We start from the raw sequence: 17,863 nt of genomic DNA on the forward strand, positions 1-17,863 counted from the left end.
GGGCTGGAATTACGAGCCAAAGATGCGGTGGTGGCGAGTGAAAACTGCTGCTAGTTCACGCAGCGCGGTCCGTCGCCGCCGGCGTCGATCTTGGGGGAGGCGATAGTCTCGCCGGCATCCGGACCTGGCTGACCAACCACCGTGGCGGTCTCCGATGCGATGTCGCTACTGTCGGCAGCAGGGCCTGTGTAGTCAGCGGCTGTGACCACGATGACGGTGTTGTCGTCGAGGGAATCATTGGTGGTAATCGGCAGTCCACCGAGGATGTCGGCGATTGCCTTTGCTTGCTCGGAATCCTGGCTCGAAGCCACGACCTGAGAGGTGTAATACATGCCTTCGGTGGCATTGGCGCTCTCGGTGATCTCAAAGCCCTGCTCGCTGAGGAAACCTGCAACTGAACTCGCCAGGCCGGTGGTCTGGGAAGCGTTGAGCACGTGCAGCTCGAGGCCTGGGAACTGGGATGCGATGTCGCTTGAGGGGGCAGTGGTAGGAGTTTCCTCAGTGGTGGTCTTGTTATTGAGCAGTTCGTCGAAGAAGGAGTGAACGTCATCGACGTTGACGGTGACCACTGATTCTCCATAATCACCAACGCCGTCGATGGAAGTTACCGGGATGGTATTAAAGGAGACGTTGCCGCCGGCGAGGTTTTGTAGCTGGGTGACAAAGCTCATCACATCCCAATCATCGTCGATGATCACCGAACGAGTCACCGCAGCGCCTAGCTCTGACAAAGTCACGGGGTTGGTCAGCGTGCCGGAGGACAACACCTTCGACACCAGCGAGGCCATATAGGCCTGCTGGCGCACGATGCGGTCGAGGTCGCCGCGTGGCAGGCCGTGTCGCTGACGGACGAAGGCAAGGCCTTGGGCGCCGTTGAGGGTCTGCTCGCCGGCCGGGAAATCAGCGCCGGAATATTCGTCGTAGACGGCATCGTTCAAGCAGACGTCCACGCCGCCGACGGCGTCGGTAAGCAAGACAAAGCCGAGCAGGCCGACCTCGGCATAGTGGTCGACGGTGATGCCGGTGAGATCGGAGACTGCACTGATCAGACCTTTGCGGCCCGCGTCCTTGGCACGTTCCTGCAAGGAGGCATTGTCTGTCATACCTTGTTCCATGAGATCAGTGGCCTCGGCGTCCTTATACGCGCCGTACACGCCGTTGATCTTCATGTTTCCGTACTCATCGTCGTGAATGTAGGTATCGCGTGGGATGGAGATAGCCGTTGCCGATGAGCCGTCGTTGGGCACGCGGATGACCATGATGGTGTCCGTATTTTCCGCCTGCTCATCGCCGGAATGGAGCATATCGATCTCCTCCTGGGTGAGCGGGTTGCCTTGGGCATCGGTGCGCGAGTCCGAACCCACCAACAAGATGTCGGTGGCTCCATCGGGGGCGTTGCTCTTGACACCGCCGCCGCCAAGCTCGAGGTTGCCGGATGCCACGGAGTTGCCTATCCGTCCAATGGTGAAATAGCCCATGCCGGAGACGATGAGCACCAGCGCTGAGATGAGCGCCACGATGGCACGCAGTGGACGTGATCCCATCTGTGCAAGATCGGGGCGACGCGTCGGGGGCGCTTGAATGTCTCGGGTTTGGCGAAACTTGTCGGTCATAGGTGTGTTGAGATTTCGGCTTTCGGGCAGCTTCTTCAAGCGGCGGACAATGGGATGCTTCCTCCTATTTTAGGGGCCGTTCATCCTGCGCCCGGATTGATACCAGCGTGGCAAGACGGTGCTATGAGGAAGAAGCCTTCGCAAGAAGCATACCGGGTTGGGGAAAAGGGGCTGTCGTCAAGCAACGACGGCGCGCATGAACAACCGAAGAGTGCGTCCTGGAACTCAAAACCCACAAAATGCCTTCGGAAAACAATACCTTGTAAGGAGATGATAAGAACCAAAAAAAGAAAATGCATGGCAACAAAAAGTCAATGTTGCATGTGAACTTGGGGTCAATGTGGTGACAAAGCCCTGTGTTGGCTTTAGAACTTAGTGCTACCCCCGCTAAAGTAGTCGAAATGAACAAGCCCATCGCAGTGATCACGGTGACCTATTCACCGGGCGAATTTCTTAGTAGCTTCCTCGATTCCGTCGAGGGCGCCACTGAAGCGCCAACGCTGACGATTCTCGCGGACAATGGCTCCACCGACGGTGTACCGGAAAAAGCCGCTGCCGAGCGCGCCAATGTGGAATTGTGGCCTACCGGCGGAAATGTCGGCTACGGTTCAGCCATCAACTTTGCCGTGCGGAAGCTGGCGAAGATGCGTCTGGCCGGAACCATCAACCCGGACTTCTTTGTCTTCGCCAACCCGGACGTCGTCTTCGACGCAGGCTCCATTGATGACATGGTCGAATGTGCACAGCGCTGGAAAGCGCGGGGGCACAAGGTCGCCTGCGTTGGACCCTATATCCGTCAATCGGATGGTTCCGCCTATCCATCAGCACGCGCAGTTCCCAACCTCAGCAACGGCATTGGCCATGCCCTACTCGGTGGGATTTGGAAGAATAACCCCTGGTCGGCTGCCTATCGGGACAATGCTGACATGGCCCGCGAACGTACCGCTGGCTGGTTGTCCGGCTCGTGCCTGCTCGTGGACTGGGATGCTTTCGAATCCATTGGTGGCTTCGATGAGCGCTATTTCATGTATATGGAAGATGTTGATTTAGGTGATCGATTCGATCGGGCAGGAATGGTCAACGTCTTTTGCCCAGGCGCGCAGATCACCCATGCGGTCGGACATGCCGCCGGCAAACATCCGGAAAAGATGCTGCCCGCACACCACGACTCGGCCTATCGTTTTCAGGCCGACCGGCATCCCTCCTTATGGGAGGCGCCGCTGCGCCTGGCGCTGTGGTTGGGGCTGAAAGTCCGGGCGGCGCTGGTCGTTGCTAGGGCGAAGCTGCGCAACTAGGGTGCACCTGTTTGCACTGCCCCTTGTCCGTGCCGGTTGCACAGGTTTTGCTTGCCGACGATTTCTAGTCCTTGCCTCTTAGCCCAAGGCGATGATTCCCTTCTCTTTGTGCGGCGGGCGAGAATCGAGGTTCCCGATAGGGGTTGGCGCATAGTGTGATGATTTCCATCAAACTTTTCAGCGCGTACGAAGCTAATGGGCAGGCAAGTACGCTAGCTTGATGAGTACGTTTGCGTGCGGTCGCCTACGATGGGAAGGATTGATCGCCACCTCGTTCATAGGTGGCGTTTGGGTAGGTTGGCGAAACGCTGAAGTCTCAAGCCTCTAAGAATCATTTTTTAAGGACTTTTGTATGTCATTGCCTGTGGCAAACACTTTCACCGAGGACAAAGCGGCCGTCGGTGCGAACACCGATGCGGTCATCCTTGTCGGCGGAAAAGGCACCCGCCTGCGCCCGCTGACCGTCAATACCCCCAAGCCGATGCTGCCGACTGCGGGCGTGCCATTCCTTTCGCACCTGCTCGCCCGCATCAAGGCTGCCGGAATCACCCACGTCGTGCTGGGTACCTCATTCAAGGCGGAGGTGTTCGAGGAATACTTCGGCAATGGCGAGGCCCTTGGCCTTGAGATCGAGTACGTGGTTGAAGAAAAGCCACTGGGTACCGGTGGCGGCATCCGCAACGTGTACGACAAGCTGCGCGCTGACACCGTCATGGTGTTCAACGGCGACGTGCTCGGTGGCACGGATCTCAAGGGCATCCTCGATGCGCACCACGCCAAGGATGCCGATCTGACCTTGCATCTCGTCCGGGTGCCGGATCCGCGTGCATTTGGTTGCGTGCCCACCGACGCCGATGGTCGCGTCAGCGCCTTCCTAGAAAAGACCGAGGATCCGCCAACGGATCAGATCAACGCCGGATGCTACGTCTTCCGCCGCGAGCTCATCGCTGAAATCCCTGCCGATCGCGTTGTTTCCGTCGAGCGCGAAACCTTCCCGAAGTTCCTCGAAGAAGGCCGCAAGGTCTACGGATTTGTGGATCAGGCTTATTGGCGCGATATGGGAACCCCACGCGATTTCGTCCGCGGCTCCTCGGACCTGGTGCGCGGCATCGCGCCGTCCCCCTTGTTGACTGGGCGCACGGGCGAGTCGCTGGTGGATGAGACCGCGGGAGTCAAAGACGGGGCTCTGCTGCTAGGCGGTACCGTCATCGGTCGTGGAACCGAGGTTGGTGCCGGGTGTCGTCTCGATGACACAGTTGTTTTTGATGGGGTGACCATAGAGCCGGGCGCTAGGATTGAGGACTCCATCATCGCCTCTGGTGCCCACATTGGCGCCAATGCCCGAATCAAGGGCTGCGTGATCGGCGAAGGCGCCCACATTGGCGCCCGCTGTGAACTGCTGGATGGTATGCGTGTGTGGCCGGGCGTGGAGATCCCAGACAACGGCGTGCGCTTTAGCTCTGACGCCTAGAGCGGCGGTCGGTTTCATTTTCATCCCTTTTCCGTAAAGAGACGTGATTCGTACCCATAGTGTCCTGTTCGGTTCAAGATCGACAGCCCACCTATGGGTACTTTTTCCTGTTTTGCAACAGGTGTAGCCGCAGGGGTGGAGTTCCCTACACTTGTTGGTGATGAAGCGGGGTTTAGACACGCCACGGAGGGGTGTTTTTGGGACTGACAAAAATTCCCGCCACAAGATGTGCTACCCCTGCTGATTACCCCTGAAAGGCCAGCTATGTTACTGGTGTGACTATTGGGGTTTTCTAGCTGGGTTTTTATGGTGGAGCTAGGTGTGGATACAAATTCGGGTTGACGATATCTAGTGGTAGCGTGTTGAATCTCAGGTATGTAATTCACACAGGGCGGTAGTGACTGTTGGGGGCGAAGGTCCGCGATGGAAATTGGCGTCACTCAACGTGTGGTTCCGCTAACAACCCATCCCATGGCAAGCGGTGCGAAATCGCTACGATGGGGGCGGTGGACGGTGGAGGCGGTGGGATCGCCCATCGGATCTTGCACTTGAACTGTGTATATAAGGAAAACTTTACGGCCGCGGCGTCAGGCGCCGGCGGTCGCCAACGAGGAGAGGAGTGTGGCGTGGAAGATATGGCGAGTAACGCCGCGCCTCGCACTCGAACAACTCTGGAACTGACCCTTGATGAACTCTTCGGGGCGGTTGAACAGGAGTGGCAAGAGCAGGCGCTATGTGCACAAACCGATCCAGAGGCATTCTTCCCGGAAAAGGGTGGTTCGACTCGTGAGGCCAAGCGCATTTGTCAGGCCTGCGCGGTGCGCGATGAATGTCTTGAGTTTGCGTTGGAACACGATGAGCGTTTCGGAATTTGGGGCGGGTTGTCGGAGCGCGAGCGCCGCCGTCTCAAGCGGGACATCATCTAGTAAACAAAGAGAAGAAATAAAGAAAGAGGCTTCCTTGAGACAAGCCGGCCTTGCCCTCACAATGGCCGACATGACTCGATGATTCTAAAGCTCTTAACTTCATACCTTTGCTAAAAGGCACTCGGGGACTCCTGTCATAGCGGCTCGGAGGCCCCGAGTGCTTTTTGTGCGTAGTTTCTACTTGTCGAAGTCTGGGTCGATGTCTTCCGGTGCAATATTGAGATAGGTGGCGACCAGACTGGTAAGCACCTGGCTGAGCAAATCCTGGCGTTCCTGAACGCTGACGCAGCGCTGTTCGATGGGCATGCGGAATAAGACGATGCGAGCCCGGGTGGGGTTGCCCATGGGATCCACGGCCGCGGGCAGTACGCGTCCCAGCGGCACTGGACCGTCCGCAGTAACTTCGTCGGGAAGCAAAGCGCTATCGCCGGTCAGTCGCATGCGGGGAATGGTATCCACCGCGATATCAAGGTGCTCGAGCTGTGCTGCGAAGCGCTGCTGGATCGGGGCGTAGGCCTCGAGGACGGCGGCGTCAAAAAGCTGACGCCGGGAGCGAAAGCGCGGCGTTGATGCGGGCAACAGCGGGCCGCGGATTCCACGTCCGTGGCGGTCGCGGAAGGAACGGGTATGCATAAGCTCAAAGCCTAGGTCCAAATGGGCTCTCTCGATGGGAGGGCGCGCCGAGCGGGCAACTACTACCTAAACCTAAAGTAAGGGTCTAGACTTTTAAGGCGTGAATCAATTTCGCCGTTGCTCCCGACCCGGTTGCGGCAAGCCAGCCGTTGCCACGCTGACCTATGCCTACGCGCAGTCGACTGCCGTCGTTGGGCCGCTGTTGCCTAACAACGATCCTCATAGCTGGGACCTGTGCGAGTACCATGCCTCCCGGATCACAGCACCGCTGGGCTGGGAGCTGGTGCACGTAGACAACCTCGACGAAGACGATGAAGACCTCACCGCGCTGGCCGAGGCCGTGCGTGAGGCCGGCAGCAACACCTCCGGGCTCATGGACGCCACCCAGGAGTTCGGGGCTAACCACCCGGTTTTCAGGTCGAAGAAGCACACCACCCGCCGTGGTCATCTCTCGGTGGTGCCGGAGCCGGAAGAAGGCGAGGAAAGCTAGCTTCGCTTATAAGAAAAACATGTCCTGACAAGGCGCATGTGAGGGGTGGTAGGTTCCACCCCGATTTTTGTCTGCTGTAGCCACAAGGTGCCTGCTGGCACTTTGCAACGCAGTTTCACAGGCTTTAACCACGAGCTTGTCAGTAAAGCTCAAGATGCGTGCGGGTAGGATTATTATTTGGTTTTTGTTTTGCCCGATTCTGAATATTTGCTTGGTTTGGCACAGACATGGCGCAAGGCAAAAAGAACAAACAAATGTCGCAACTAACAACCTAAACGACAGCTTTTCATCGATGCCGAGAATGGGGCAAGGAATCGCCTCGACGGTTTCGACGTGCTGTTGCTATTTAATCTCTGAAAGGTAGGAGGCGCCTTCATGCGTACCCGGGAATCAGTCACCAAGGTGATCAAGGCTTATGACGTCCGTGGTGTCGTTGGCGAGGACATTGACGCCGACTTCATCCGGGAGGTCGGCGCGGCCTTCGGCGCGCTGATGCGCGAGGAAAATGCCGCCAGCATCGCGGTCGGCCACGACATGCGCCCTTCTTCACCCGAGCTGTCCCGCGCGTTCGCGGAAGGCGCCACCAGTCAGGGTGTTGACGTGGTGCTGCTGGGATTGACCTCCACCGACCAGCTTTACTACGCATCCGGTGTGCTTGATAGCCCGGGTGCTATGTTCACCGCCTCCCACAACCCAGCTAAGTACAACGGCATCAAGATGTGCCGCGCTGGGGCACGCCCAGTGGGGCAGGAGACAGGGCTCGGCACCATCATCGACATGCTGGTTGAAGGCATCCCCGCCTTTGAAGGCCAGCCAGGAAGTATCTCGGAAAAGGACACTCTGGCCGGGTACGGCGAATACCTGCGTGGGTTGGTGGATCTGTCCGGAATTCGTCCGCTCAAGGTCGCAGTCGACGCCGCCAACGGCATGGCTGGGCACACGGTGCCTTCGGTATTTGCTGGACTGCCGCTCGAGGTTTCGCCGCTGTACTTCGAGTTGGATGGCACCTTCCCCAACCACGAGGCCAACCCCCTGGATCCCAAAAACCTCGTCGATCTGCAGGCATTTACCCCGAAGGTAGGCGCGGACATCGGACTGGCTTTCGATGGCGACGCGGATCGCTGCTTCGTCGTGGATGAAAAGGGTAACCCGGTCTCTCCCTCGGCGATCTGCGCCATCGTGGCCGAACGCTACCTCGCCGAGCATCCGGGCGCACCGATTATCCACAATCTGATCACCTCGAAGACGGTTCCGGAGATCATCACCGAAAACGGCGGTGTTCCGGTGCGCACCCGCGTGGGGCACTCCTTTATCAAGGCGCAGATGGCTGAGCATGGTGCAGTCTTCGGTGGCGAGCACTCCGCACACTACTATTTCTCCGAATTCTTCAACGCTGACTCCGGCATCTTGGCGGCCATGCATGTGCTGGCAGCGTTGGGCTCTCAGGACCTGCCACTTTCGGACATGATGGCCAAGTACAACCGCTATGCAGCCTCTGGCGAGATCAACTCCCGCCTTGCCTCCGCCGAGCAGCAAGCCGAGCGCACCCAAGCGGTGCTCGATGCCTTCGCGGATCGCATCGAGTCCGTCGATCGCCTCGACGGTGTCACCGTGGAACTCAAGGACACCAAGGCGTGGTTCAACGTGCGCGCTTCCAACACCGAGCCGCTGCTACGACTCAACGTCGAAGCCCCTACCTCCTCCGAGGTCGATGCATTGGTGGAAGAGATCCTTTCGATTATCCGCCACAGCTAGGTGGTGCCCAGCGCATCGCCGGTTCGGGCATCCCATCTGGGCTGTTCTAAGAAGCGCAAAAATAAATAGGGGGCGGAAACAAAAATGCCCCCTTTCATCGTTGAGGAAGTAGCTGCCAACGTTCCCAGTGGGGATGTGGCTGCAAGAGCTAGCTAAGCGCGTTCATCGGGGAGCCTTGGGCTAAGCGGCGTACGCGGTAGAACACAAGATGCGAAAGGCGCCAGCATGGCTGAACCGAATGAACTACCCAACGGCATGGCCTATGCCTTCTACGACATCGCCCACGAGGGTGCGCAGGTGCGCGCGGTCGCTGGTGTCGTCGGCGACAAGCTACTGGAAGGGCTCAAAGGCATGTTGCCGCGAAGCGTTGTCGTCTATGCCCAGGATGGCATCTCGCGGGCGGCGACCAACCTGGCGGTTGCCATGCGCTCACCGCTGGAATACCCGGTGGTAACAGTCAATCGCCTGCCGCGTTACGTCGGTCCCCTGGATGTGATTGTCGTGCTCACCGAGCGTGCCGACGATCCCCAGCTTGCTGCCGACATCCAGGTTGCCTTGCAACGCGGTTGCACCGTGATCTTCGCTGGGCTTTCGGAAGGTCCCCTTGTGGAAGACGTCGCCGGACGTGGCGTGGTGATTCCTCACTTGCCCACGGCGGAGGGCACCTCGCCGCTGCGTGCGCTTGCCACAGTGCGAGCAGTCTTAGATAGCCTGCATGGCGAGCCGCTGATCATCGCTCAAACCTTTGTAGATTGGGCTTCCGAGGTAGACCTTGAACTCGAAGCCTGCTCGCCCGAACGCGAGGAGGTGGTCAATCCGGCCCGTGAATTGGCTTACATTTCAGGACGGATCATTCACCTTGGATCTGACCCTATTGGCGATGCCATAGCTCACCTCGCCTGCCGCCTGTGGTCGGCAAATGGCAAGGTGAGCGTTGCTTTCGATCGGGAGGATTGGGCGCTTTCCGCGCGGAAATTCCCCGTTTCCGATAGCTCGATCTTCGATGATCCAATCGATGGCGGCGGTAATGAGCTGCTACCGTTGAAGCTCATTGTGTGGAATCCCGGCGTGGATTCCGACGCCGATTACGGCGGGGGCGCCATAACCCAATCGGTGCCCGTTGCGGACTACTCGAACGGCTCGGCCTTGCCGCTGCGCTTGGTGGCTAGGGCATGGGCCGCCACTGCCTTCTAGGGATCGAGTTTCCCAATCCAGCCAGGCGGCACCGACCCCGGTGTCGCTTCGCCTGCGCGCACACGGCCTACCCAGGTTGGTGGCAGCTCAGGTGAAGTTGTAAGACATAGGAAGAAAACCATATGCAGTTGCTCCAACCGACCATTCAGAACTATGCATGGGGTTCGCGAGAGCTCATCGCCGCGCTGCGCGGCGACGAGCCTACCGAGCACCCCGAGGCTGAACTGTGGTACGGGGCGCATCCAGGCGGGCCCACTGGTCTTGCTGCAACCCCAGGGAAAACACTGGCAGAGCTCATCGCGGAAGATCCCGAAGCTGAGCTGGGCAGTCGCAGTCGCGCGCAATTTGGGGATCGTTTGCCATTCTTGCTCAAGATCTTGGCAGCGGGCGCGCCACTGTCGCTGCAGGCCCATCCCTCCAAGCGTCAGGCAGAGGAGGGCTTCGCCCGCGAGGATGCTGCAGGTATTGAACTAGGCGCCCGAAACCGCAACTACAAGGACCCGAATCACAAGCCTGAGCTCTTGGTGGCCCTGACCGAGTTCCATGCGATGGCTGGTTTCCGCCCGCTTGAGCGGACAGTGGAATTGCTTAATGCTATTCAGTGCCCCGAGCTCGAACACTATGTGAGCATGCTGGATGCCGGCGGCGCGGAGGAGGACAACCTGCGCGCGTTGTTTACCACCTGGATTACCATTCCCTCGGGCGCGCGCCATGCGCTGATCGATGCCGTGGATGCCGCAATCAGGGCGCAGCTTCCGCACCTTACAGATACCTGGATGCAGCTTCCCTTGGAAAACGTGCTCGACCTCAACGATCGCTACCCCGGCGATATCGGGGTGCTCGGCGCGTTGCTGTTGAATTACGAGGTACTTCAACCTGGAGAGGCAATCTATCTCGACGCGGGCAACCTGCACGCCTACGTCAAAGGCCTGGGCGTGGAAATCATGGCTAACTCCGACAACGTGTTACGTGGTGGGCTGACCTCCAAGTACGTTGACGTCGCTGAATTGGTCAAGGTTCTCAAGTTCCAATCGCTGGCATCCCCGAAAGTGGAATGCGTGGATGGGCATTATCAGGTGCCGATCGACGAGTTTGACTTGCGGTGCATTCCGGTGGATGGGAAGACCACTATCGATCATGACTGTGCCGCGATAGTCTTGGCCATCGCGGGCGAGGTGCAGGTAAGCGTTGCAGCCTCGAGCAGTGGGGCCGATGGACAAGCCAATTCCAAGGGGGAGGAAGACTCCCAATCCTTGCGCCCCACGGACGCAGTGTTTGTGTCCGCGTGCGAGCCGTCGATCACCTTAAACGGTAACGGCACCGTTTTTATTGCTACGGTGTAGGGCGCGAAGCTTTCCTACGTATAGCACCCGATCGGCCTGCAGGACTGCCCGCGAGGTTTGAATAGAGCCTAGCGGGCAGTCTGCCTTGTCAAGCCCAAGAAGTATTCTTGGCCCAGCGTTAGTGTGTCGCTTCCTCCTCCTTGGCAACTTCCGGGGTATCTGCCGTGCCTGAGGTGACGATGCTGTTACCTGCGGGCGCAGGGGCGACACCGTTGTCGGGGGAGTCTGGGGTTGCTACCAAAGGCGCCGTTGGTTCGGTGACGGGGCCGTTGATCACGCCCACGGGCGTGGCGGTATCGGATGCTGCGGTGGCAGGTGCCGCGATGGGTTCGCTGGGGGTGGTGTCATCGCTGGGGAGCACGCTGCCACCAGCGGCGCCGGCGTTCATCGGCGGTCGGTCGGTGGGGACCGGCTCGCCCGAAGTCGCATCGGTACCACCCACACCTGGTGGGGCATGAGTGGTGGCCGGCGCGGTGGTGCTGTCTGTGGTATCCGAAGGCTGTGACGCGGTTGGCAAGCCTGGGGTGGGTATTGGCTGGGGTTCGCGGTCGCGGACGTTCTCGTCACTGCTGGAGTCGGAATCGCTGGCGACGACGCCCATGCCCCGCTCTTCTTCCTGCACCGCCGAGGCAGTCGGGGATGCTACCAGTGGGAGGCCCGGGCCACCCGCCAGCGGCAGATGGCCGTCTTCCATCAACTGTTGTGGCGCGCCTAAAGCGGACCGGGTGGACAGGTTGGGGCCGCCGGGGGAGAAGGAGGCGGTGCGAATGGCCGTTACGGGCAATCCGGTGGTGGGCGTTGCTGCCTCGGGATCCTGTGCGGAATCGGTGGGTTCGTCGTGCTCAGCGATGTGCGTCGCAATGGTAGCGCTTGTGACTGGCGGACCGGCATCGGCGGTAGGTGTCGGAGTGATCGGGACTTCCCATTTCCACACTACGATGCCGGTGATGATGGCAAGAAGACAGCCAGAAAGCATGACCACCACAAAGCGCTTGCGTGTTGTGTCAGCAAACATTTCAGCGCGTCCTCCTTTCGAGAAGGTGTTGTGCGCGGTGTGCCCACGTCCGCAAAGGCATCCATCAGTGAGCGATGGCCACATGCACCGGTGCGCCGTCGTTTGCTACGGCATGACCGGTTGTTGCCGGGCCGGTTGAGACGTAACCAACCTTGCTGCGTGATCTTTCATGGGACGGCCTGACGGGTGGGACACGTTACTGGCAGGTGTATCCTCAGTCACCTTTTTCATCACAAATTGGTAACAAGAACGCTAGCATACGGGGGCAGTCGGTGTGAACCCCCGGAAATGCGCAATCGTTTTACCTGCATAAATCGTGGCGCGACCATAACGAAGGAGTAACCCCATTGGGGTGCAGTCCTGCCTGGTGCGGCGCGCGGGGTTGTGGTTGCTGGTGACCGAGCAATGGGTGGGGAAAGAGGTCTGGTGTGCATCCGCGACAAACGTGGCTTGCACAGGGTATAAGAAAGATGAGGAGGAACTCTCGGCGGCGCAGTCGTGTGATGAAACGCCGGGAACCGGTCGCCGGAAACGAGCCAGCGCAGTCATGCCGCAGCACACTGTTACAACGTCGACATTCACAATTTCACAGTCACACTTGGGCGGCTCACGGTTGATCCGGGGCCGAGCTGGTCCCGACTTTGGTTGACCCGCAGCGATTTCCTACTGAAGAAATCCGGCCAGCACACCGTGGATTCATCAAGCAAACACACAAAAAGGAGGGGCGCCATGAGCGCTTGGGAGCACAAGATCTTCGCGGAAGATGCAAACATTGATTTCCTCGACGAACTAGCAGAACTTGAAAATGAGGACATAATCGAGGCCATCCGCGATGCCTGCGTCCTTGCCACCAGCGGTGGAAGGTTGTCCGAGGATGAGATCAACAATGGCTATGCTGCGGCGACCATTGCGGCAATCTGGTGTGGGGCGCCGTATTCCGCGGGCGACGTGGTCGAAAGCTATCCGTTTATCCGCACGCTCATAGGCCACGCCGATGAGGCCCTGGCTGAGGCTGCCAGCGAGGTGCTCGAAGGTGCCGAGACCGAAGAAGACCTCGAGGCACTGATCGAGGCGCTGAGCTAGTCCGACTTCGTTTGGCCTTTGCGGTCACAGCCGTCACTCAGTGGTGCTGAACTCCAAGGGGCGTGGGGCGGCGGTTCGTGGCAGTGTATTCGCGATTTACTTGCCGACGTCGCCACGAGCGGGCACCGTCGGCAAGCAGTGCCGTTTCCGGCCGGCATGTATGGTTAGAAGCGATACTTTTATTCCTCTTCCCATGCCTTAAGGAGCCCCCGTCTAATGAGCGACGAATTCGCTTTTGACTTCAAGGTTGCAGACCTTTCCCTCGCGCAGGCCGGTCGCCACCAGATCCGCCTGGCCGAGTACGAGATGCCAGGTCTGATGCAGCTGCGCCAGGAGTACAAGGAGGAACAGCCACTCAAGGGTGCGCGCATCGCAGGTTCGATACACATGACCGTGCAGACGGCGGTGCTGATCGAGACCCTCGTCGCCTTAGGCGCTGAGGTCCGCTGGGCCTCCTGCAACATCTTCTCCACCCAGGACGAGGCCGCCGCAGCGGTCGTCGTGGGCAAGGAAGGCACCCCGGACAATCCGCAGGGCGTGCCGGTATTCGCGTGGAAGGGTGAGACCCTCGACGAATACTGGTGGTGCATCAACCAGATTTTCAGCTGGGGCGAGGGCGTGCTGCCCAATATGATCCTTGATGACGGCGGCGACGCCACCATGGCCGTGATCCGCGGCAAGGAATTCGAGGCCGCCGGATTGGTGCCGCCGATCCAGGGGGGAGACTCCGACGAGTACCAGGCCTTCCTCAACATGCTGCGCGGGGTTCTGGCCGAGGAGGGTCCGAAGTGGACTGCGATCTCCGAGTCCGTCAAAGGTGTCACCGAGGAGACCACCACGGGCGTGCACCGTCTCTACCACTTCGCTGAGGAGGGTGTCTTGCCCTTCCCAGCGATGAACGTCAACGATGCCGTGACCAAGTCCAAGTTCGACAATAAGTACGGTACTCGCCACTCGCTCATCGACGGCATCAACCGCGCCACCGACATGCTCATGGGTGGCAAGAACGTCCTCATCTGCGGTTATGGCGACGTGGGCAAGGGCTGTGCGGAGGCGATGGCCGGTCAGGGAGCGCGCGTGAAGGTCACCGAGGCCGATCCGATTAACGCCCTGCAGGCCCTCATGGATGGCTTCCCCGTCGTGCACACCGATGACGCCATCGCTGACGCCGACATCGTGATCACCGCTACCGGCAACATGGGCATCATCTCCTTCGAACAGATGCTGAAGATGAAGGATCACGCCGTGCTGGGCAACATCGGCCACTTCGACAATGAAATCGACATGGCCTCGCTGCTACACCGCGACGATGTCACCCGCGTCAACATCAAGCCGCAGGTCGACGAGTTCACCCTCCCTAATGGCACCTCCATCGTGGTGCTGTCCGAGGGCCGTCTGCTCAACCTCGGCAACGCTACCGGCCACCCCAGCTTCGTGATGTCTACCTCCTTCGCGGATCAGACCATCGCGCAGATCGAGCTTTTCCGCAACGACGGCCGCTACGGCAATGAGGTCTACCGCCTGCCGAAGATCCTGGACGAGAAGGTGGCTCGCATCCACGTCGAGGCCCTGGGTGGAACGATCACCGAGCTGACCAAGGAACAGGCTGAGTACATCGGCGTAGATGTGGCAGGTCCCTACAAGCCCGAGCACTACCGTTACTAGTCATGATCATTGCGATCGAAGGCATCGACGGCGCGGGAAAGAATACCCTTGTCACGGCCCTTATGCAGCGATTCGGGGCCCATCGACTGGAGGTGATTGCCTTCCCACGCTACGAGCAGTCCATCCACGCCCAGCTCGCCCAGAAGGCACTGTATGGGGACATGGGTGATCTCGTGGATTCCGCTTATGGCATGGCGACGATGTTCGCTCTGGATCGCCTGGGTGCGAAAGAAGCGATCGAGCGCGCCGATCAGGCGGGCAAGCTGGTTCTATTGGATCGATACGTTGCCTCTAATGCCGCCTATACGGCGGCGCGGTTGGAGGATCCCGCGGCGATCGAGTGGATCGAGCAGCTCGAGTTCGGCACGCTTGGCCTTCCGCGCCCGGATCATCAAATCCTGCTGGCTACCGCACCCGCTTTGGCGATGGAGCGTGCCCGCAGCCGAGAGGAGCAGGATTCGGCTCGAACGCGAGATAGGTACGAGTCCGATGGCGGTTTGCAGCAGCGCACCGCCGATGCTTACCGACGATTGGCTCAGGCCTCGTGGGTGTCTCCGTGGTTGGTGCTCGAGCCTGACTATGACCTCGATGACGTCTGCGCCATCGTCGAGAAAATGGTTGCCCACTAGGCTGCTGGGTTGATGTGCGCGTTAACCAATGTGTTTAGAATGGCACAAGGTTATTAACCCGCACTCATCCCTTTTCCCATAACTGATTCCCAAGGAAGGGCGTTGTACTTCATGGCCCAGAAGATCCTCGTAGTCGACGATGACCCCGCAATCTCGGAGATGCTCAGCATCGTGCTGGAGGCTGAAGGGTTTGACACCGTAGCAGTCACCGATGGTACCGTTGCGGTCGACACCTTCCGAGCGGAACAGCCCGACCTGGTGCTCTTGGACCTTATGCTGCCCGGTATGAACGGCATCGACATCTGTCGCATCATCCGCCAGGAGTCCTCGGTGCCCATCGTTATGCTCACCGCAAAGACCGACACGGTCGACGTGGTGCTGGGGCTTGAGTCCGGGGCCGATGATTATGTCAACAAGCCCTTTAAACCCAAGGAGCTCGTTGCCCGCATCCGCGCGCGCCTGCGCCGCACGGACACCGAGGAGTCCGATATCCTCACCATCGGCGGGCTTTCCATTGACGTGCCGGGACACACCGTTCGTCGCGGACATGAGGAAATCAGCCTCACCCCACTCGAGTTTGACCTCCTTCTCGAGCTGGCATCGAAACCGGGGCAGGTGTTTACCCGCGAGGAATTGCTGCACAAGGTGTGGGGTTATCGCAATGCTTCCGATACCCGCTTGGTAAACGTCCATGTGCAGCGCCTGCGCGCCAAGATCGAGCAGGATCCGGAAAACCCACAGATCGTGCTCACTGTTCGAGGCGTGGGGTATAAGACCGGCCAGGAATAGAAAAGCGTGGCGGCAATCATTCTTCAGCGTATGAGACGGGCCCAGCGGCGCTTTGCGCATCGCTGGCGCACTTCCTTGCAGATTAGGGTGCTCGGCTCCATCTTTATCGCCTCCGCGGTGGTGATGATCTTGCTCGCGATCGTGCTCGTGAGCTTCGTGACCCAAAACCTCGTGGACTCGAAGTTAGACATCGCCAACTCTGAGATTGACCGCGCACGGGTCGCGGTGGAAAACCAGATCGAAGCAACGGGCACGTCCTCCACCTTGCAGACGCGTCTGAACGCTGCGCGCGCTGCTCTTGCCAACCGTGGTACGGATGCTGGACAGGCGGTGTATGAGCCGGTCATAGTAGTTAATAATCCGGATGGTTCGGTCATAGCCGCGCCCCAGGGATACCGGATCCCGGAGCGGCTGCGAAGCTTTGTTGCCCAGGGTCAAATCTCCTATCAATACGCCACGATCGATCGCAGCGACGGCTCTACATACAAGGCCATTATCATCGGCACCCCGACCGAGTCGGACATCCCGAATCTCCAGGTGTATCTGGTGATGAGCATGGAAAGCGAAGAGGCCACCCTCGCACTGCTGCGTGGCCTGTTTTCGGGAGCAGCCATTGTGTTGGTGGTGCTGCTGGTGGGCATCGCCTGGCTTTTGACGCAGCAGGTGATCACACCGGTGCGCTCCGCCTCCCGTATTGCCGAGCGCTTCGCTAACGGACACCTGCGTGAGCGCATGGTCGTCGACGGCGAAGATGAGATGGCGCGTCTGGCCATGAGTTTTAACACGATGGCCGAGTCGCTATCTAAGCAGATCAACCAGTTGGAGGAATACGGCAACCTCCAGCGGCAATTCACCTCCGATGTCTCCCACGAGCTGCGTACGCCGCTGACCACGGTGCGCATGGCCGCGGACATGATCGCCGACGACGCAGAGAATCTCTCCGCACCGACCAGGCGCGCCACCGAGCTGATGGTTCGCGAACTCGATCGCTTCGAAGCTTTGCTCGCAGACTTGTTGGAAATCTCCCGCCATGACGCAGGTGTGGCGGATCTCGCGGAATCCAATCTGGACCTGCGTACCTGTATTTCCGCAGCCTGGCAGCAGACCGAATACCTCGCCGACTCGCTCGGGGTTCAGGTGCGCTTCATCAAGCCGGAGGAACCGGTGATGGTGGTAGGCGACTCGCGTCGCATCGAGCGCATCCTGCGCAACCTGTTGGCCAATGCCATCGACCACTCGGAAGGCAAGCCAGTGGTGGTTCAGCTGGCCGAAACCACCCAGGCGGCGGCGATTACAGTCGTTGATCATGGCGTGGGTCTCAAGCCCGGCCAGGAGGAGTTGGTCTTTAACCGCTTCTGGCGGGCAGATCCGTCTCGCGTGCGCCATTCCGGTGGCACGGGCCTAGGCCTTGCGATTAGCCATGAAGATGCTCGCCTGCACGGCGGCACCTTGGACGCCCTCGGCGAGGAGGGTGTGGGCACCATGTTCCGCTTGGTGCTGCCCAAGAAGCCGCATGAGCGCTATTCGGTTGATCCTTTGCCTCTGGAAGTTCCCACGCCTGTGGATGAAGCCGGTATTTCCGCGCCCACTGGGGACATGGTGGTCGCGCTGGACGATGCCGCACGAAAGGCATTGGTCGGGGGAGTTGCGGCCGTGGATAGCGCGCCGTTGGAACAAGAAACATTCACTGATGCGGCGCTGGGGGCGTCGGCAAGCAATGCAGCGACCGATTTCGAGGAGATTGCCAGCGGCGTGGGCAGCCTCGACGGTGCCAATAACGCCACGGGTGCCAAAATTTCCGACAGACTCGACAGCACAAGCGGTTCCGATGACGCTATTGAGATGGACAATGTCGATGACGTGGAATGGGCCGGTTTCGATGACCCGGCGCACCCCCACTCAGGTAGGGTGACCAGCTACGACGACCTCGTTGACCTCGAGGAATTAGAGAATTTCTATGAC

General features: G+C 59.5%; 14 protein-coding genes and 1 pseudogene. 12 read left to right on the forward strand and 3 right to left on the reverse strand.

Going from position 1 to position 17,863, the window contains the following annotated elements:
* Nucleotides 1–50 precede the first annotated feature (50 nt).
* On the reverse strand, nucleotides 51–1,613 hold the full coding sequence (locus tag PAB09_RS03095) for an LCP family protein (RefSeq protein WP_271034615.1): 1,563 nt from the start codon (nucleotides 1,611–1,613) through the stop codon (nucleotides 51–53).
* Between the two features lie 401 nt (nucleotides 1,614–2,014).
* On the opposite strand from PAB09_RS03095, the gene PAB09_RS03100 reads away from it, so the two are divergent.
* The 3 genes from PAB09_RS03100 to PAB09_RS03110 all read left to right on the forward strand — a co-directional run bounded on the left by PAB09_RS03100 (nucleotide 2,015) and on the right by PAB09_RS03110 (nucleotide 5,305).
* Nucleotides 2,015–2,908 (forward strand): glycosyltransferase family 2 protein, encoded by an 894-nt coding sequence (locus tag PAB09_RS03100; RefSeq protein WP_271034616.1) that lies wholly within the window; start codon nucleotides 2,015–2,017, stop codon nucleotides 2,906–2,908.
* Nucleotides 2,909–3,260: 352 nt separating this feature from the next.
* Nucleotides 3,261–4,379: a nucleotidyltransferase family protein gene (locus tag PAB09_RS03105; protein ID WP_271034617.1), complete on the forward strand. Its 1,119-nt coding sequence runs from the start codon at nucleotides 3,261–3,263 to the stop codon at nucleotides 4,377–4,379.
* Between the two features lie 626 nt (nucleotides 4,380–5,005).
* Nucleotides 5,006–5,305 (forward strand): WhiB family transcriptional regulator, encoded by a 300-nt coding sequence (locus tag PAB09_RS03110; RefSeq protein ID WP_271034618.1) that lies wholly within the window; start codon nucleotides 5,006–5,008, stop codon nucleotides 5,303–5,305.
* A 177-nt stretch (nucleotides 5,306–5,482) separates the two neighbouring features.
* On the opposite strand, the gene PAB09_RS03115 is transcribed toward PAB09_RS03110, so the two are convergent.
* Nucleotides 5,483–5,938 (reverse strand): metallopeptidase family protein, encoded by a 456-nt coding sequence (locus tag PAB09_RS03115; protein WP_271034619.1) that lies wholly within the window; start codon nucleotides 5,936–5,938, stop codon nucleotides 5,483–5,485.
* 100 nt (nucleotides 5,939–6,038) lie between these two features.
* On the opposite strand from PAB09_RS03115, the gene PAB09_RS03120 reads away from it, so the two are divergent.
* From PAB09_RS03120 to manA, 4 genes are all read left to right on the forward strand, one after another.
* Entirely contained in the window at nucleotides 6,039–6,428 is a 390-nt protein-coding gene (locus tag PAB09_RS03120; protein ID WP_271034620.1) for a DUF3499 domain-containing protein, read from the forward strand.
* Between the two features lie 375 nt (nucleotides 6,429–6,803).
* The gene (locus PAB09_RS03125; protein ID WP_271034621.1) at nucleotides 6,804–8,183 is read left to right on the forward strand and encodes a phosphomannomutase/phosphoglucomutase; all 1,380 of its coding nucleotides are present in this window, start codon (nucleotides 6,804–6,806) and stop codon (nucleotides 8,181–8,183) included.
* A 225-nt stretch (nucleotides 8,184–8,408) separates the two neighbouring features.
* Complete coding sequence (locus PAB09_RS03130; protein ID WP_271034622.1) at nucleotides 8,409–9,377, forward strand: hypothetical protein; 969 nt, start codon at nucleotides 8,409–8,411, stop codon at nucleotides 9,375–9,377.
* A gap of 122 nt (nucleotides 9,378–9,499) precedes the next feature.
* Nucleotides 9,500–10,720 carry a mannose-6-phosphate isomerase, class I gene (manA, locus tag PAB09_RS03135; RefSeq protein ID WP_271034623.1) on the forward strand — a complete coding sequence of 407 codons (1,221 nt, stop codon included), beginning with the start codon at nucleotides 9,500–9,502 and terminating at the stop codon, nucleotides 10,718–10,720.
* 118 nt (nucleotides 10,721–10,838) lie between these two features.
* On the opposite strand, the gene PAB09_RS03140 is transcribed toward manA, so the two are convergent.
* A complete protein-coding gene (locus PAB09_RS03140; protein WP_271034624.1) occupies nucleotides 10,839–11,735 on the reverse strand; it encodes a hypothetical protein in 897 nt (298 codons plus the stop codon).
* 729 nt (nucleotides 11,736–12,464) lie between these two features.
* On the opposite strand from PAB09_RS03140, the gene PAB09_RS03145 reads away from it, so the two are divergent.
* From PAB09_RS03145 to mtrB, 5 genes and pseudogenes are all read left to right on the forward strand, one after another.
* Nucleotides 12,465–12,818 (forward strand): DUF4259 domain-containing protein, encoded by a 354-nt coding sequence (locus PAB09_RS03145; protein ID WP_271034625.1) that lies wholly within the window; start codon nucleotides 12,465–12,467, stop codon nucleotides 12,816–12,818.
* Between the two features lie 216 nt (nucleotides 12,819–13,034).
* Nucleotides 13,035–14,483 carry an adenosylhomocysteinase gene (ahcY, locus tag PAB09_RS03150; protein ID WP_271034626.1) on the forward strand — a complete coding sequence of 483 codons (1,449 nt, stop codon included), beginning with the start codon at nucleotides 13,035–13,037 and terminating at the stop codon, nucleotides 14,481–14,483.
* 2 nt (nucleotides 14,484–14,485) lie between these two features.
* Nucleotides 14,486–15,112, forward strand: coding sequence for a dTMP kinase (locus PAB09_RS03155; RefSeq protein WP_271034627.1), 627 nt, complete (start codon nucleotides 14,486–14,488; stop codon nucleotides 15,110–15,112).
* A 111-nt stretch (nucleotides 15,113–15,223) separates the two neighbouring features.
* Complete coding sequence (gene mtrA, locus PAB09_RS03160) at nucleotides 15,224–15,901, forward strand: MtrAB system response regulator MtrA (protein ID WP_271034628.1); 678 nt, start codon at nucleotides 15,224–15,226, stop codon at nucleotides 15,899–15,901.
* A gap of 30 nt (nucleotides 15,902–15,931) precedes the next feature.
* Nucleotides 15,932–17,455: pseudogene (gene mtrB / locus PAB09_RS03165) on the forward strand (MtrAB system histidine kinase MtrB); the annotation flags it as partial.
* Nucleotides 17,456–17,863: the final 408 nt, after the last annotated feature.

This window comes from Corynebacterium sp. SCR221107, from assembly GCF_027886475.1.
In the GTDB taxonomy this organism is placed as follows: domain Bacteria; phylum Actinomycetota; class Actinomycetes; order Mycobacteriales; family Mycobacteriaceae; genus Corynebacterium.

Excerpts from the sequence above, each read along its gene's own strand:
- PAB09_RS03115 (WP_271034619.1), bottom strand. The coding sequence starts at position 5,938 with ATGCATACCCGTTCCTTCCGCGACCGCCACGGACGTGGAATCCGCGGC.
- PAB09_RS03155 (WP_271034627.1), top strand. The coding sequence starts at position 14,486 with ATGATCATTGCGATCGAAGGCATCGACGGCGCGGGAAAGAATACCCTT.
- manA (WP_271034623.1), top strand. The coding sequence starts at position 9,500 with ATGCAGTTGCTCCAACCGACCATTCAGAACTATGCATGGGGTTCGCGA.
- PAB09_RS03130 (WP_271034622.1), top strand. The coding sequence starts at position 8,409 with ATGGCTGAACCGAATGAACTACCCAACGGCATGGCCTATGCCTTCTAC.
- PAB09_RS03105 (WP_271034617.1), top strand. The coding sequence starts at position 3,261 with ATGTCATTGCCTGTGGCAAACACTTTCACCGAGGACAAAGCGGCCGTC.
- PAB09_RS03125 (WP_271034621.1), top strand. The coding sequence starts at position 6,804 with ATGCGTACCCGGGAATCAGTCACCAAGGTGATCAAGGCTTATGACGTC.
- PAB09_RS03100 (WP_271034616.1), top strand. The coding sequence starts at position 2,015 with ATGAACAAGCCCATCGCAGTGATCACGGTGACCTATTCACCGGGCGAA.
- PAB09_RS03140 (WP_271034624.1), bottom strand. The coding sequence starts at position 11,735 with ATGTTTGCTGACACAACACGCAAGCGCTTTGTGGTGGTCATGCTTTCT.
- PAB09_RS03145 (WP_271034625.1), top strand. The coding sequence starts at position 12,465 with ATGAGCGCTTGGGAGCACAAGATCTTCGCGGAAGATGCAAACATTGAT.
- PAB09_RS03095 (WP_271034615.1), bottom strand. The coding sequence starts at position 1,613 with ATGACCGACAAGTTTCGCCAAACCCGAGACATTCAAGCGCCCCCGACG.
- ahcY (WP_271034626.1), top strand. The coding sequence starts at position 13,035 with ATGAGCGACGAATTCGCTTTTGACTTCAAGGTTGCAGACCTTTCCCTC.
- mtrA (WP_271034628.1), top strand. The coding sequence starts at position 15,224 with ATGGCCCAGAAGATCCTCGTAGTCGACGATGACCCCGCAATCTCGGAG.